Source organism: Halomonas sp. MMH1-48 (genome assembly GCF_022348105.1).
Taxonomy (GTDB): domain Bacteria; phylum Pseudomonadota; class Gammaproteobacteria; order Pseudomonadales; family Halomonadaceae; genus Vreelandella; species Vreelandella piezotolerans.
Map to the genome: position 1 here is coordinate 1 of NZ_JAKRFL010000004.1, position 15,424 is coordinate 15,424.

The following is a 15,424-nucleotide window of genomic DNA, read 5'->3' on the forward strand; positions in this document are numbered from 1 at the left end:
GGGAAGTGTGTCTGAACGACGGGAAGTGGTTAAAAAGTAGGCAGTTTAAACCGTGCCAATAGGTTTTTAGTAGCATTACGTCTTGGGTAAGATACTTGCTGAGGTGCTATGAGAAATCCGGGCTAGCATAGGTGTCGGGTCCCGTGTGATTGACCACTCGTTTAGTAAATAACTCAGGTCGCTTGGCTTGCCACTCCTTCATCGCCGCAGTCGGCGATTGATGATGCAGCGCCTTCTGGGGGATGTGGTGATTGTACAGCCAAGTGTAGCGTTTGAGCGTCTGCTCCAGATCCTCGCCTGAGGTATAGCGCCGAGTCGCCAGTACATCGCTGATACGACCGTTGAAGCGCTCCACCATACCGTTTGTCTGCGGCCTTCCCGGCTTGATCAGTCGGTGCTCGATATCCTGGGCCTGGCACTCTTGGTCAAACGGGTGGTTCCCGCTGGGCTTGCGCTCACCTGCCCGCGTGAAGCGATCGGTGAATGACTTGCCGTTGTCGGTCAGTACCGTCTGGACCTTGAAGGGAGCCTTTTCCGCCACCCGCTTCATGAACGCCCGCGCATCCTTCGCGGACTGGCTACGTCTCACCTCCAGATGGACCCAGCGCGTGGCGCGATCAATGGCGACGTACAGGTAGCGTTTTTGCTCCTCGTCGGGCATCTGGGGCAGGTGCTTGATGTCGATATGCACGTAGCCCGGTTCATAGTCTTTGAAGGGCTTGTGCCGGGGCTTCTCATCATCGCCCGCATCCCGTCGAGCCAGCTCTGCCAGCGTCGGCACCTCGCGCCGCTTGAGCATGCGATGCAGACCAGAACGTGACAAGCCAGGATTGAGAAACTCACGCGCCACGACGAGCAGATCATCCAGGCCGAGGCGAAGGAATTCGCGAGCGGCGATCAGCACCTCCTCTTGCTCGGGCGTGAGGGTGGCCAACAGGTTGTGGCGTGTGTGCGGCCGGTCATGGACATCGTCACGGTACCGCCAGCGCCGTATGGTCGCCGGGGAGACGCCATACTGGCGGGCCAGCTCGCTATCCGTGGTGCTGGAGGGGGCCGCCTGGATCTCGGCCCGGATCTTCGGTGTCGTGGTTGCCTGCTTATGCAGCTTGATGTCCATGAACCTGCTCCCGAATGAATTGCTGTAGAAGCTCTCTGGCTGCCAGCAGAGGATAACTCCTATAGCTCATTTGATCATCAGGGACCCTACACATAGGTACTACTCAATATCCTGGATTTGAATATAGATAGAAAAAATAAAAACAAATAAAAACAAATACTTAATTTAACAAGAAGGAAATAACCATTGCCCTACTACCCAAACTGCATGGGCATAAGCTAGCAAGCAACCGGCCAGTTACTAAATCATGATCGCCAAAATATTCAGGTTTCTCGCTCTGTTCCTCCTGGCAATCATGGCTGGTTCTTCCGTAACCGCAATGACAACGATGTGACCATTGTCTTGCGCGTGGACGGAGATTATGGCGAGTTAGTGAAGGCCCTTTAACGGACTAGCCCCTAGTGCTCTCTAGAGTGCTAGGGGCTTCATGACTGTCATACATCGTTAAACAATTAACGCACTTTATACTCAAGAGCCTTGATACCAATAGCATCTGTTTCAGCCAAAAAAAGAAGCTTTTTTGAGAGCTACCACATTGGGCAGCTCTTGCTTTACCTCCCGTATCACTACAAATACCCCAACTCCGCAAATGACTGGCACCCTTCGCTCGCCACCACTACGTGATCAATCACCTTGATATCCATTAGCTCCAAGGCTTCCTTCAGGCGCTCAGTGATACGCCGATCCGCATCGCTAGGCTCAGGATCACCGCTGGGGTGGTTATGAACGAGGATGACTGCGGCGGCGTTGTAGGCGAGTGCCGCCTTTAGTACCTCTCGTGGGTACACGCTGGCTGAATCAATGGTTCCGCGAAACAGCTCTTCAAAGCGGATAACACGGTGTTGGCTGTCGAGAAACAACACGCTGAAGACTTCGTACTCATAGTCCTGCAGCAACAGCTGCAGGTGCTCAAATGCCTGCGAAGGCTGAGTAATCTTGCGGCCTTTGGCGAGCTTGCGGCGTGCGAACCGCTTGGCCATGGCGATGATGTCAGTTTCCGTGACAGGTGACGTGACTAAGTAGGTGCCCGCCACTTCACCGGCTTTGAGCTTGCTATGGGGCATAATGACCTCCAAAAAAATAAAGATGTCGGGGTGGTGACCCCGGCATCTATGTCGTTAGTAGTGAGTAAGTGTTGTGATTCAGTGGGTAAGTCACGCTGCCATCACTTGGCTGATGCGTCGCTCCATCTCTTCATGAAAGACCTCAACCCGCTCGGCAATCGTGCGGATCAGAGCCTCGTCTCGGTAGGCACGTTTCACAAACAGCGGCATACCCGGCCAGTAGCTCACAAAATCGATCCATTCCCGTTCACTGACCCAGAGCCCTCCCTGGCATTGGGGCACGTGTTCGTCGGGTATTTCCCCACTGAGCAGTACCTCGATCTGAAACTTGGGCAGCTTGGTTTTGATCTCCAGCAGGCCGTTTGTCCCAATCAAGCTATCCGGTGAGTAGCCTACGTTGTGGTTAAGGATCAGGCCCACTTCTTTAGGCTTCGGTGCGCCGGTCATATCGCGATACAGCGAGCGGGCGACGCTCTCTAGCTCCTGGCCCCGCTTGGTGTGGGCATTGCCTTGAAACGGCTCGGCCAGCTCGCCGGTCATACGCTCGCCGATCAACTGGTGCATGTAGGTAATGGCTCCGGTACCCAACCCACCGGGGCCTTTGCCGTTCACCAGCAGTGCCTTGAGTTCTGACATGGTGACGCGCCCAAGACGCGCCGCCAGCCACTCAGGAGAGCCTTGTGGCATGGTGAGTATCTTCATAACGCCTCCTGTAGGCGGTGAGTGAGCAGGCTGCGCCGCTATTTCACGGCTCGCTTGGTGAGGGATGCACGGAGCTTGTCGAAATCTGCCTGAGGCACCTGAACTGCAGTGCCGTATTTGCCGCTGAACCACTCTTGGGTTGTGGCTGGGCATTGGCTGATCAAACGCTGAATCTGCCCCGCTTGAAAAGCTGTAACCCTCTTCACGGCTGCACGTGTGCTGGTCTGACCGTTATCGTCTTGCCCGCGAGTGGTGATGTTGAGCAAGGCGCACAGTACGTAGCGCTTGCCGTAGCTGGTGGACGATCCAAAGGCTTGGACCGCGTTTTTGTTACCGCTCATGTCCGCAGGTAATAGCATGCTGGTCTCTTCACGGTGACCGTCCTTGTGCATCAGCACGCCCGTCACTTGAATGCCGCGTTCCTGTGTCTGAATACGGAAGCTCACTGCGAAGCCGTGCTTTTGTAGGATGGGCCGTACGGTATCGACAATGTCTTCCAGCGTGGCATAGCAACCGTTGTTGGTTTGGCCACGCTCTTCAATGCTGGGCAACTCTGTCTGCATCCCTGCCATAGCAGCGCTGTAGGCCATCATGGCTTGACGATCCATTACCCGTTCCTGCATTTGCAGCAGGCGCTCCATTTTGTCGATATCGACGTCAGGGTTAAGCGCCGCGCGCTCGATCACTTGGATAATGGCGGTACTGTCAGTGGTCGATGAAGAAGAGGTAGGCGGCACCGCCTGGAGAGATGATGCCTCTTGAGTGACCATGTTTGTCTTGTTCGCCATGACGGCTCTCCTTAAAAACGGTATGGGGGTTAGATATCGCTGGGCAACTGGTCGGGGGAGACCGGCACGAGCCTAAGCTCCGCGCGGTAAAACTGGCCTTTCGCCATGACGTAGGTGGTGGCTTGGGTTTGGTCTTGGGTCAGCAGGCGCTCCGTGAGCTGGGTAAGGGCCACGTCGAGATCGTGGTGTAGCGTTGCCATATAGGCCTCCAAACAAAAAAATGCCCAGCCGGTTAAGGGCTGGGCGTTTATGGGGTGAAGGTAGAGAGGTAAATCAGAAGGTAACGTGGTGATCACGCGTTAATGGTTAGCTGATCAGTGCCAGCGCCGTGTTGAGCGCCTCCTGCTTCATCTGTGCGCCTTGGCCGAACCAGGCAGAGTCCATACGGGTATCGTTACTGCGAGCGCGCTTTTCATGGTAAACGTATTCAGTCACGGCATTGAGCAAGCCCCAGGCCGTGTCCTTTGCGGTCACCAAGTGAGCACCACGCCCTTCGCCCTGGTAGAGCTTCTGTACCTTGTTGAGCGCTCGGTAGTTGGGCAGTTTGGAAGGATCGTCTAACGGCGTCTCCACGCCGCACATCACCGCCTGGAAGTAGTGTTGGGCTTCACGGTGATCAATTTTCCGCTCGGCTAGGGCTTTCATGCGATACATGAAGTCATTCCACTGCGACACCGAAATGCCAAGCTGACGCTTCACGGCACGCGGATCAAACTCTGAACGGTGAGGCACCTTCACCGCTTGTGACGTACCATCGACGGCAATTTGCAACGTGTTGTTGCACACCACCCGCACCGTGGTCGGCGTGGCCATGGTGGCAAGGGTGCCATCGCAGGAAGTGGCCAACAGCAAATAGTCATTGACCTCATCCTGACCTTTGAGTGACGTGCTTAAGCCGCTACGGGCTAGCGCCCAGAACTTACGACCGCCTTTGAGCACGCCAGCGGTTTCTAGCTCATACCCGGCGTACTCGGTCAGGTCACGGTAAAACTCTAAAATCTCCTCGGGCTGCACCACCTTATAGCGCTGCGACACCACCGACAGCGGTGCTTTGGTATCTGAGCGGTAGAGCACCTTTTGCTCAGGGAATGAGTGAATGCTGCCCAGGTGGCTAGCTCCTTCGGCGATAAAGCGCACCGGCGCTTCTTCGATATGCCAGTTCATACCGGCCTGTTGCTGCCAGACCTCTAACGGTTGATGACGAGACAGCTGTTGCCCCAGGCCATGCCAAGGGGTATCGCCAACGTAAGCCATGTGTTCAACGAGATGTGCCATGAGTCATTCTCCAGACATAAAAAAAGCGCTGACCAAAGGCCAGCGCGAGAAAGTGAATAAGCGGATCATTCGCCCCACACAGGGCGAACAACGATAGGTTAAGCGTTAGGTGCTAAAGGCGGGTAGGCGTCGCGGTAGGTGCAGCCGCAAGACAAGCATAACCACGGTGTCCCGCTGCCAACTGGCAGCCACTGTTCAAACAGCGAGGTGGCCATGCGTGAGCCGGTTTGACCTCCGGCCACGGCACCCATCATGGCGGCAGGCAGTTTTGCCAATGGAAAGCGAGTCAACGCCAATGGCAGTGGGCCGGTGATGGCCGTCGCGCGCCATGCGCCAATAGCACCGCCGATCAAGGTGCTGCCTACTACGCTCACACGTTGGGCAGTCTCCAGGTTCAGCATGCGCGTTGATGCACAACGCTTACAAAGTGGGGGCATATTGAAGCTCCTATGCAGAGGAAAACGATTCCACGGGGTAGATGCACAGGAGTGATATAGATCTGAAATTGGGTGGGATACGCCGATGAGGTATTGCGTTCAGTGAGTACTTTAAAGATACTGTTTTTATATACAGCTTTTTAATGGAGGTGCCCATGACTTTGCCGGTAACATTGCTGGGACAAGCGGACGCTTTTACGGTATCGCAGCCCTTGCCGCTCTATTCCTGTGCCGTGCGCGCAGGCTTTCCCTCGCCTGCAGATGACCATTTGGATACCGATCTAGATCTTCACCGTTATGTAGTGAAACGGCCTGCTGCAACGTATTTCGTACGTTCTGAAGGAGATTCCATGATTGGTGATGGAATTCATCATGGGGATTTGCTGGTGGTGGATCGCAGTCTTGAGGCCTTGCCAGGGCGTATTATCGTGATCTGCGTGGACGGCGAGCTCACAGTAAAGCGCCTTGAGCGAGTAGGGCAGCGAACCTATCTCCGGGCAAGTAATCCTGCTTACCCGCCCATTCCCTTAGATGGTCGTGAGGCGCACGTCTGGGGCGTAGTGACTCATGTGCTTCACAGCTTTCCAGGGGCAACGCTGCAATGATGGCCCTGATCGACTGCAACAATTTCTATGTCTCTTGCGAGCGGGTCTTCAACCCGTCACTGGAAGGTCGTCCCGTAGGGGTACTATCCAATAACGATGGTTGCGTCGTCGCACGCTCTAACGAATTAAAAGCGCTGGGCGTTGAAATGGGGGCTGCCATGCACCTGTTAACGCCGGAAGTGCGCCGCCAAGCCGTCCTGCTATCCAGCAACTATGCGTTGTATGGTGACATGTCCCAACGGGTAACTGAGGTGCTGGGGGAGTTTTCACCCCATGTAGAGGTGTACTCCATCGACGAAAGCTTTGTCGGGTTTCAGGGATTTGAGGTAGACACCCTGGAGCAACGAGGCCAAGCTCTGCGGGATACGGTGAAGCAGTGGACAGGTATACCTGTGTCAGTGGGTTTTGCGCCGACTCGGGTGTTGGCCAAGGTCGCCAATCATGCCGCTAAAAAACACCCTGCATATAGAGACCAAGGTGTATGCACGTTGCTTGCAGAAGGCGCGCCTACTAAAGCGTTGTTGAAGCAGTTGCCTGTCACCGAACTATGGGGCATTGCACGCCGCACCAGCGAGCGATTACGCGTCATGGGCATTGAGACTGCCTGGGACCTGCGAGAGGCAGACCCGAAACATATCCGTCGGCAATTTAGTGTGGTGCAGGAGCGCATTGTCTGGGAGTTGCGGGGGCAACCCTCCATTCAGCTAGATGACATGAGCCAGCCTAAACAACAGATCATGGTGTCTCGTTCGTTTGGGCGGCTTACCAACGATCCCCATCAGTTAAGGGAGGCGCTACGGCATCATGCTGCCAGGGCGGGCGAAAAACTTCGTAAGCAGCAAAGCGTCACCAGCGCCGTCATGGTGTTTATCCGCACAAACTCGTTTCGGACAGATTTACCCCAATATCGTCAACGAATGGTCATTTCTCTGGATCGGCCCACTGATGATAGTCGTGAGATCATCGCCGCTGCGGTACAGGGTTTGCGTCGTCTCTGGCGAAAAGGGTACGCCTTTCACAAAGTGGGTCTCATGCTGCTTGATCTATCGCCTAAAGCTAACCGACAGCTCACCCTCACTGAAACCCTTCAGACTGATGAAGAAGACAAACGTAGCGAACGACTGATGAACACTATGGACATGCTTAACCGTGAGCTAGGCAGAGGTGCTGTGCAAATTGGCTTGGCGCGCTCTAACAACGCATGGTCACTGCGAAGCGAGCGACGAACGCCGCGTTACACCACTCAGTGGGGCGAGCTGCTAATAGCAAGGACTGGATTCAAAAAATTAAGAACACCTTAGCCATCAGGGAAGCTCTCAGATCCATGCTATGATATTTCTTTTGAGTCTATCTTTAGATTCGTTAAGATGAGAGCCCCTGCGATCAGGAGAGTCTAGCCCACTGCATCAATCACCGACTGATCAAGTCTGTTAGGTTGCAAATGAATTGCATGGTGGAGTACCTCAACAGCCGTATTAGCGACGTGCTGACGACTCGTCGCTAACTTTAGGCAGAAAATCTGGAGCATACGCGACAAGCGATACTGTTAGCTGATCAGTCACCCTGCCTTGTGGAAAGTGCTACATCATCAATCGCCGATCACGGGGATGAGGAAATGGCAGGCCGAGGGCCCCGGGTTATTTGCCAAGCTGGCAGGCAATCACATAGGGCCCTACAGCTATGACCTTGGAGGGAGCTTCTCTAGACCAAATGGGTAGTATATTGGGTAGTGAAATTATTTTTTTTATGTTTTTTTGTAATATTTAATTGATTTTTAAGATATTTTTTTATAAATCAATATTAAGATTCAGAATATTGAGTGATGAACATGAGTCGAGCGATAGCTTGGAGTGCAAGGGAGGTAGAGGCAACCGTTGCTACCTACCGGCAGATGTTAGTAGCGGAACTGAGCGGGCAAAGTTATAACAAGCGTGCACTTAACCGAACACTGATGGCACAGCTTGATGGCCGCTCGGCCGGTGCCATTGAGTTCAAGCACTGTAATATCAGTGCAGTGTTGCGCGATGCTAACTGCCCCTATGTCGATGGCTACAAGCCTCGTAGTAACTATCAACAAAGCCTAGTTGACGTTGTCGAGGAGCTGTTGCTAGGCAACGAGCTCGTTGATCGAGCAGCACGTTTGGCTGCTGATCTCCCAGTGGTGGATACCGTTGGCATCGTCGATGAACGTATCATTGTCGAACCTCCTAGAACGACACCACCGCAACAAGGCGTTCGCGAATTTCATGCTGATTATTCGGTCCGCCCGCCGCAAAAACGCGACTACCTGGCTCGGGAAACCCGCAATCGTGAGCTAGGGCTTGCAGGTGAGCACCTAGTGATGCGGTTTGAGCAGCATCGGCTGCTCCAAGCAGGGCTGGATAAGCTGGCTGAGCGGGTAGAGCACGTCGCGGTGACTGAGGGCGATGGATTAGGGTTCGATATCCGCTCCTTCGAGCCTGACGGCCGTGACCGGCTGATCGAAGTCAAAACAACCGCGTTTGCCAAGGAGTGCGCGTTTTTCATCACACCTAACGAGCTAAACTGTTCGCGCACCCATTCTGAACACTATCATTTGTTCCGCCTGTTCAACTTCCGTAAGGGCCCGAAACTATTTTTCCTGAAAGGCGATCTCCACGAACAGCTCTGGCTGGAGCCCGATAGCTACCGCGCGGGAGTGCGTTGAGCCAGATGGTTGAGTAACGCGATCAGCTTAGTTCGTTGACGTTCAACCGCTGCTCAAACTTCTAGACCCTCTTTGAGCACCTCTTCGATGGAGGAGGGCTGTTTAGCGGCGAGGGTATTGGGTTGGGTCAGCGCATAGAGCCGTGCCAGGTCATCCAGGCTTTGCCAGAGCAACAGCAGTTGGCGAAAGGATATCTGGCCGGTCGTTTCGAATTTCTTGATGGTGGGGGCGGGCACGTTGCTGCGCTGCGCCAGCGCCGCACGGGATAGCTTGGCCTGCTCACGCAACCTGCGTAGGTGGGCAGCAAAGGCCTGCTGAACATCGGTATCGTCTAACAACAGAACACGGGGCATAAGCTCACTTTCTTTATCTGGATACTACTATATCCATTTTAGGCTATTTTAGCCATTTATGGACATGGTTATATCCATCTTATGGCTGCTGAATACACCTTCTTTCAGCGCTCTTCTCCATTGCCTCGCTCACAGCCCCAACAACTCCTCAACCGGCAAATGACTGGTCGCTTTCATTTCCCTCAGCGAGAGGTTGGAGCGGATGCTCGATACCCCAGGCAGCTGGCGCAGCACCGTTTCGACGAAGTGGCTGTAGTCGTCCAGGTCTTTGGCGACTACCTGTAGCAGGAAGTCGGCCTCGCCGGTGGTGTTGTGGCAGCTTAGCACCCGAGAGCTTGATTGGATGATGCGCTCGAACTCCGCCGTCGCGGCTTCGCTGTGTTGGTTGCAGGTAATTTGCACAAAGGCCAGAACGCTGGCACCGACTTTGCGTCGATTGAAGATGGCTTGGTAGCCTTCGATTACCCCCAGTTCTTCCAGGCGTTTGTGCCGTCGCCAGCAGGTGGCTTCGCTCAGATGCAGCTGTTCAGCCAGTCGCGCATTGGGCATCCTTCCGTCTGACTGAAGTAATTCTGCTAATTTGGCGTCTTTTTTATCCAGTGAGCTCATATTGCAAGTCCCTTTCTTATACACATTATAAAAAGAAAGAATGCTTCACATTGGTTAGTGTTGTCCATGATATGGAAAGCTCATTTCAGGTCAGGCTCGCTATAGTCACTTTAGCGAATCATCCGCCTAGATATTGAGGAGTGGCCCATGAAAGCCGTCGTATTCGAGCAGTTCTCTACCCCGCCCACTATTCAGCAGGTGCCGGATCCGACTCCCGAGCCCCACGGCGTCGTGGTCAAAGTCATGGCCAACGGCGTATGCCGCAGCGATTGGCACGGTTGGATGGGCCACGACCCGGATATCCAGCTTCCCCATGTGCCGGGCCATGAGCTGTCCGGCGTGGTGGAAGCGGTAGGCAAAGACGTGACGAAGTGGCGGGTCGGGGATCGGGTGACCGTGCCGTTCGTGGGCGGCTGTGGCACCTGCCCGGAGTGCAACGCGGGTCACCATCAGGTGTGCGATCACCAGTTTCAGCCGGGCTTTACCCACTGGGGCTCGTTTGCCGAGAATGTGAGCATTCACTACGCCGACGTAAACCTGGTCGCCCTGCCGGACACCCTGACGTTCGATACCGCCGCCAGCCTGGGCTGCCGGTTCGTGACCTCTTTTCGTGCGGTGATAGACCAGGGCCGCGTGTCCGCCGGGCAGTGGGTGGCCGTGCACGGCTGTGGTGGCGTGGGGCTGTCGGCGATCATGATCGCCAGCGCAGCCGGTGCCAACGTGGTGGCGGTGGATATTTCCGAGCAGGCGCTGGCCCTGGCGCGCCAGCTAGGGGCGGTGGCTACGGTGAATGCCAATCAAGTGGCCGACGTGGTGGAAGCGGTGGTCGAGATCACCCAAGGGGGCGCGCACGTCTCGCTGGATGCGCTGGGCCACCCCACCACCTGCTTCAACTCTATTAGCAATTTGCGCAAGCGCGGCAAGCATGTCCAGGTAGGGTTGATGCTGGCAGATTACAGCACGCCTGCCATCCCCATGAGCAAGGTGATTGCCAACGAGCTGGAAATTCTGGGCAGCCACGGCATGCAGGCGCATCGCTACGGTGCCATGCTGGCGATGATCCAGTCGGGCAAACTGGCACCCGAACGGCTGATTGGCCGCCGCATTACGTTGGAGGAGTCGGTGCAGGCGTTGATCGATATGGATAAGTTCGAAGGCGTGGGAGTCACCGTCGTCACGAAATTTTGATAAAAGAGGGGGAGTTCGTTCTCATCAGAGGGTTTGCCAATGTCCCCGCTCCGCATTCTTATCCTGTACATGCTCTCGGGCCTGATTTGCCTTGTACCCCTCACTGCTCAGGCCAACACCGCCACCTGGCAAGCCCTCCAAGAGGGCGGTTTGGTCATTCTCATGCGCCATTCGCTGGCGCCCGGCATTGGCGACCCGCCGGGGTTCGTATTGGAGGCGTGCGAGACCCAGCGCAACCTCTCCAGCGAAGGTCGCGCCCATGCCGTGGCAGCGGGGCAGGCGTTACGGGAGCAGGGCGTGGCGATCGATGCAGTGTACAGCTCCCAGTGGTGCCGAGCGCTGGACACCGCTGAGCTGATGGCGGTGGGGCCTGTCATGTCTGCGCCGTGGCTGAATTCGTTCTTTCGCGGGCGTGGGGATCAGGTGGCCATTACCCAAGCGGCTCGTGAACGTATGGCGGGGTGGCAGGGGCCGGGGAATCTGTTGCTGGTCACGCATCAGGTGAATATCACGGCGCTGACCGGCGGCGGCGTCAGCTCTGGAGAAATGGTGGTCGTGCGCCCCCAAGAGGAGGGTTTTACGGTGGTGGGGCGGCTGAACGTTCCCAGCCGCTAGCGGTTTCTGTGCATTTCCTTCAATGAACCGGGGTAAATTATTCGCTCCTCATCCATCAACTGAGGTTTTACGCTGGGCGTATCGATAAGGAGGACGTTATGTCATCAGCCAATACCCCATCCGTTCGCCGCGTGGTCGCTCAGCATGCGGCTCGTCGGGACGACATCGGCGATTTGGTCACCCGTCGGCCGCTGCCGGGGCCGGGGCTGGATCAGCTCGATCCGTTTCTGTTTTTGAACCACCACGGCCCCCAGGTGTACCCGCCCAATAACCAGGGGCTGCCGTTCGGGCCGCATCCGCACCGCGGGTTCGAGACGGTCACCTTCATTTTGGAAGGCTCGCTGGCCCACGCGGATAGCGCCAAGCACCAGAGCGTGATTCACGCAGGCGGCGTGCAGTGGATGACGGCAGGCAGCGGTATCGTGCATGCGGAAATTTCGCCGGAGGAGTTTCTGCGCGAGGGCGGGCCGCTGGAAATCCTGCAGCTGTGGGTCAATCTGCCGTCACGGCTGAAGATGAGCGCGCCGCGCTATGTGGGCCTTCAAGAAGACGGCATTCCCGCCGTTCCGCTGGCAGGCGGCGGTACGCTCAACCTGATCGCCGGGGAGTGGCAAGGGCAGTCAGGCCCTATCGAGTCGCTGACCGGCGTATTCATGTCCACACTCGCCCTGCCTGCGGGTACGCGTGAGCAGCTTCCCGTCGCCCCTGGGCGGCAGGTGTTTCTATACGTGGTGAGTGGCGACGTGACGGTGGGTGGCGAGCCTGTCAAAGCGCACCATTTGATCGAAGTCGACCGCGACGGTGACCACCTCACCATCGAGGCCGCCAGCGACGCGCGCCTGCTGTTTGGCCATGGCGACGCGATCGATGAGCCGGTCTACTCCCACGGCCCCTTCGTGATGACCACCCGCGACGAGATCGTCCAGGCGGTGGAGGATTACCAGAACGGCCAATTTGGCGGGCTGGACGCGTAAGACGCCGCATGGCGGCAGAATGAGCGGTGCGCGGACCCAGCGTCGCGCGCCGTTTTCATGCCTATTCGTCCGATTTATTTGATGATTCGTCGGAATCTCGCCGTTCTTCGTTCCCTATCATGGCGCGAAATGGTTAATTTTTGTTCGCTGGCTAGACTCAAGATAGTGACTTTGCAACGCCGTGAACGAATGACAATAACCGGGACTGGGAGAGACCAATGATCAACCTGACCATCAATGGGCAGTCGCATTCACTCGATATCCCCGACACGATGCCCCTACTTTGGGCGATTCGCGATGTCGTGGGTATGAAGGGCACCAAATTTGGCTGTGGCATTGCCCAGTGCGGTGCGTGCACCGTGCATATCGATGGGGTGGCGACGCGCTCCTGCGTGATGCCGGTCTCTGCCGTCACCGGTGAAGTCACCACCATCGAAGCCATGGCGGACGACCCCGTTGGCCAAAAAGTGCAGCAGGCGTGGCTGGACCTAGGGGTCGCCCAGTGCGGCTACTGCCAGGGTGGCCAGATCATGAACGCGACGGGGTTGCTCAAGCACAACCCGACGCCGCAATCCCAGGAGATCATCGACGCCATGTCAGGCAACCTGTGTCGCTGTGGCACCTACAACCGCATTTTGGCGGCGGTGGAGCGCGCCGCCGGTGAGGAGGCCAACTCATGAGCGATTCTCGCAATGCATTGCTGCTGGCCAACGTCAGCCGTCGGGGCGTGTTGAAAGGCATCGCCGGTATGTCGGCGCTGCTGCTGGCGGCTCGCTGGGACATGAGCATGGCCAATCAACAGGCGCAGTTTGGGGCGGGCGCCATGCCGGGTGGCTGGGTGGACGATCCCAACGTGTTCATCCAGATCGATACCGATGGCCTGGTGACGTTCATCAACAATCGTGCCGAGATGGGCCAGGGGATTCGCACCAGTCTCGCGATGGTGGCGGCCGATGAGCTGGGCGCGCAGTGGGAGCAGGTGCGCGTGCAGCAAGCACCCGCCGACCAAGAGAAGTACGGTAACCAAAATACCGACGGTTCCCGCAGCATGCGCCACTGGTACGATCCGATTCGCCGCGCTGCGGCTGCGGCACGACTCATGCTACAGCAGGCCGCTGCCCAGCGGTGGGAAGTGCCGGTCTGGGAAGTCCACGCCGACTTGCACAAGATGACCCATCCGGCCACCGGGCGGGAGCTGGGCTTTGGCGAGCTCGCCGAGGCGGCGCGTGAATTGGACGTGCCGAGCAGAAATGATCTGGTGTTGAAGTCCGATAGTGAGCTGCGCTTCGTCGGCAAGGAGAGCGGCTGGGTCAACGGTGAGTTGACGTCGTCGTCGCCCAAGGCATCGGATGGCGAGGATATTGTCAGCGGTAAAGCGATCTTCGGCGCCGACGTGGCGCTGGACGACATGCTCTACGCCGTGGTGGCTCGCCCACCGGTGTACGGGGCGACCATCCAAAGCGTCGACGACAGCGAAACGCTCAAGGTGCCCGGTGTTCAACGAACGATGCGCATCGACACGGCGACACAGCCCGCGGCATTCAATCCGCTGGGCGGCATTGCGGTGATCGCCTCGAATACCTGGGCGGCCATCGAGGGGCGCAAGGCGCTGAACATCGAGTGGGATACCGGCGCCGCGGGCGATAACGCCGACTATCGTTCAGAAGCTTACCGGCAAGCGCTGGAGCAGGCGGCGCAGTCGCCGGGTAAGGTGGTTCGTCAGTCCGGCGATGTGGACGCCGCGCTGAGTAGCGCCCACCGGCGCGTCGCGGCGACGTACTATATGCCGCACATGGCGCAGGCCCCCATGGAACCCCCGGTAGCCATCGTGCGTGTCCAAGACGGCAAAGCCGAAGCGTGGGCGCCGGTTCAGCACCCCAGAGCCGCCCGCGAGGGGGTGGCCAGTGTGTTGGGGCTTGAGCTAGAGAACGTGACCGTCCATCAAACGCTGCTGGGTGGTGGCTTTGGGCGTAAGTCCAAGCCGGACTTCGTGAGCGAAGCGGCCTGGGTGGCCCAGGCGTTCGAGGGCCGGCCGGTCAAACTGCAGTGGACCCGTGAAGACGACGTGCAGCACGCCTTTTTTCACGCGGTCTCCGTGGACCATCTGGAGGCGAGTCTCGACGCCGACGGTAACGCCACGGGCTGGCTCCACCGCACCCTGTCGCCCAGCATTGCCTCGCTGTTTGCCCCGGACCCTGAGCATAAGCAAGCGTTCGAGCTGGGGATGGGCCTGAATACGATGCCGTTCGACATTCCCTCGGTGCGCCTGGAAAACCCGCCTGCCCCCGCCCATGTGCGCATCGGCTGGTTTCGCGCCGTCTACAACCTGCCTCACGCCTGGGCGATCCAGAGCTTTGCCCATGAAATGGCCGTGGCCGCTGGCCGCGACCACAAAGAGTACGCGCTGGCGTTGCTCGGCCCCGACCGCAAAACCGATAACCTGACCCTGGGGGACGGCTGGAATTACGGTGAAAACCCTGACCTGTATCCCATCGATACCGCGCGCCTGCGCCGGGTCATCGAGCGCGCCACCGAGCAAGCGGGCTGGGGCCGCGAGATGCCCGAGGGGCGTGGATTGGGGCTGGCGTTTCACCATAGCTTCGTGTCGTATACCGCGATCGTCTTCGATGTGGAAGTCGACAGCGAGGGCGGCGTGATCATCCATCAGGCGGACATCGCCTTCGATTGCGGCCCGCAGGCGAACCCCGAGCGGATCCGCTCGCAGCTCGAAGGAGCGTGCGTGATGGGAATCGGTATTGCGCTGAAGAGCGAAGTGACCTTTGAAGACGGGGTCGCCCAGCAGAGCAATTTCGACAAGTACCTCATACCCCGCATGCAGGATGCGCCCAAGGTCGTGAGGGTGCATCTCATCGACAATCCCGGTGATGCCATGGGAGGCGTCGGCGAGCCCGGCTTGCCGCCGGTCGCTCCTGCCTTGTGCAACGCGATCTATGCGGCGACGGGCAAGCGTATCCGGCAATTGCCCGTTGCTGACCAGCTGAGTACTTGAG

Annotated in this window: 17 protein-coding genes; 8 read left to right on the forward strand and 9 right to left on the reverse strand. The window is 57.5% G+C overall.

The annotated features are described in order from the left end of the window. Window positions 1-106: 106 nt before the first annotated feature. The 7 genes from MHM37_RS05050 to MHM37_RS05080 form a co-directional block, all read right to left on the reverse strand. Window positions 107-1,117 carry an IS481 family transposase gene (locus tag MHM37_RS05050; protein WP_239296350.1) on the reverse strand — a complete coding sequence of 337 codons (1,011 nt, stop codon included), beginning with the start codon at window positions 1,115-1,117 and terminating at the stop codon, window positions 107-109. A 566-nt stretch (window positions 1,118-1,683) separates the two neighbouring features. Continuing rightward, window positions 1,684-2,181 carry a DNA repair protein RadC gene (radC, locus tag MHM37_RS05055; RefSeq protein WP_153843593.1) on the reverse strand — a complete coding sequence of 166 codons (498 nt, stop codon included), beginning with the start codon at window positions 2,179-2,181 and terminating at the stop codon, window positions 1,684-1,686. 90 nt (window positions 2,182-2,271) lie between these two features. Next, on the reverse strand, window positions 2,272-2,883 hold the full coding sequence (locus MHM37_RS05060; RefSeq protein WP_153843592.1) for a lambda exonuclease family protein: 612 nt from the start codon (window positions 2,881-2,883) through the stop codon (window positions 2,272-2,274). Between the two features lie 38 nt (window positions 2,884-2,921). Then, window positions 2,922-3,671: an ERF family protein gene (locus tag MHM37_RS05065; RefSeq protein ID WP_239286578.1), complete on the reverse strand. Its 750-nt coding sequence runs from the start codon at window positions 3,669-3,671 to the stop codon at window positions 2,922-2,924. Window positions 3,672-3,700: 29 nt separating this feature from the next. After that, entirely contained in the window at window positions 3,701-3,871 is a 171-nt protein-coding gene (locus MHM37_RS05070) for a hypothetical protein (RefSeq protein ID WP_153843590.1), read from the reverse strand. 106 nt (window positions 3,872-3,977) lie between these two features. Beyond that, complete coding sequence (locus tag MHM37_RS05075) at window positions 3,978-4,946, reverse strand: DUF932 domain-containing protein (RefSeq protein WP_239296349.1); 969 nt, start codon at window positions 4,944-4,946, stop codon at window positions 3,978-3,980. Between the two features lie 98 nt (window positions 4,947-5,044). Then, entirely contained in the window at window positions 5,045-5,383 is a 339-nt protein-coding gene (locus MHM37_RS05080) for a hypothetical protein (RefSeq protein WP_153843588.1), read from the reverse strand. A gap of 155 nt (window positions 5,384-5,538) precedes the next feature. On the opposite strand from MHM37_RS05080, the gene umuD reads away from it, so the two are divergent. The 3 genes from umuD to MHM37_RS05095 all read left to right on the forward strand — a co-directional run bounded on the left by umuD (window position 5,539) and on the right by MHM37_RS05095 (window position 8,674). After that, window positions 5,539-5,988 carry a translesion error-prone DNA polymerase V autoproteolytic subunit gene (gene umuD / locus MHM37_RS05085; protein WP_153843587.1) on the forward strand — a complete coding sequence of 150 codons (450 nt, stop codon included), beginning with the start codon at window positions 5,539-5,541 and terminating at the stop codon, window positions 5,986-5,988. Next, window positions 5,985-7,289 (forward strand): Y-family DNA polymerase, encoded by a 1,305-nt coding sequence (locus MHM37_RS05090; protein ID WP_153843586.1) that lies wholly within the window; start codon window positions 5,985-5,987, stop codon window positions 7,287-7,289. Before umuD ends, MHM37_RS05090 begins: the two co-directional genes overlap by 4 nt. A gap of 650 nt (window positions 7,290-7,939) precedes the next feature. Next, a complete protein-coding gene (locus MHM37_RS05095; protein ID WP_218013967.1) occupies window positions 7,940-8,674 on the forward strand; it encodes a DUF3883 domain-containing protein in 735 nt (244 codons plus the stop codon). Between the two features lie 53 nt (window positions 8,675-8,727). Here the strand turns inward: MHM37_RS05095 and MHM37_RS05100 are convergent, their stop codons facing one another. Beyond that, window positions 8,728-9,027 carry a helix-turn-helix transcriptional regulator gene (locus tag MHM37_RS05100; RefSeq protein WP_139526139.1) on the reverse strand — a complete coding sequence of 100 codons (300 nt, stop codon included), beginning with the start codon at window positions 9,025-9,027 and terminating at the stop codon, window positions 8,728-8,730. A gap of 129 nt (window positions 9,028-9,156) precedes the next feature. Next, window positions 9,157-9,636: an Lrp/AsnC family transcriptional regulator gene (locus MHM37_RS05105; protein WP_239296348.1), complete on the reverse strand. Its 480-nt coding sequence runs from the start codon at window positions 9,634-9,636 to the stop codon at window positions 9,157-9,159. Window positions 9,637-9,783: 147 nt separating this feature from the next. On the opposite strand from MHM37_RS05105, the gene MHM37_RS05110 reads away from it, so the two are divergent. The 5 genes from MHM37_RS05110 to MHM37_RS05130 all read left to right on the forward strand — a co-directional run bounded on the left by MHM37_RS05110 (window position 9,784) and on the right by MHM37_RS05130 (window position 15,423). Then, window positions 9,784-10,824, forward strand: a complete 1,041-nt coding sequence (locus MHM37_RS05110; protein WP_239296347.1) for a zinc-dependent alcohol dehydrogenase family protein — start codon at window positions 9,784-9,786, stop codon at window positions 10,822-10,824. A gap of 39 nt (window positions 10,825-10,863) precedes the next feature. Continuing rightward, window positions 10,864-11,439, forward strand: a complete 576-nt coding sequence (locus tag MHM37_RS05115; protein ID WP_139526136.1) for a histidine phosphatase family protein — start codon at window positions 10,864-10,866, stop codon at window positions 11,437-11,439. Between the two features lie 98 nt (window positions 11,440-11,537). After that, on the forward strand, window positions 11,538-12,413 hold the full coding sequence (locus MHM37_RS05120) for a pirin family protein (RefSeq protein ID WP_239296346.1): 876 nt from the start codon (window positions 11,538-11,540) through the stop codon (window positions 12,411-12,413). A gap of 218 nt (window positions 12,414-12,631) precedes the next feature. Continuing rightward, window positions 12,632-13,093, forward strand: coding sequence for a (2Fe-2S)-binding protein (locus MHM37_RS05125; RefSeq protein ID WP_139526134.1), 462 nt, complete (start codon window positions 12,632-12,634; stop codon window positions 13,091-13,093). Then, complete coding sequence (locus MHM37_RS05130; protein ID WP_239296345.1) at window positions 13,090-15,423, forward strand: molybdopterin cofactor-binding domain-containing protein; 2,334 nt, start codon at window positions 13,090-13,092, stop codon at window positions 15,421-15,423. The genes MHM37_RS05125 and MHM37_RS05130 overlap by 4 nt, the downstream gene beginning before the upstream one ends. Window position 15,424 lies beyond the last annotated feature (1 nt).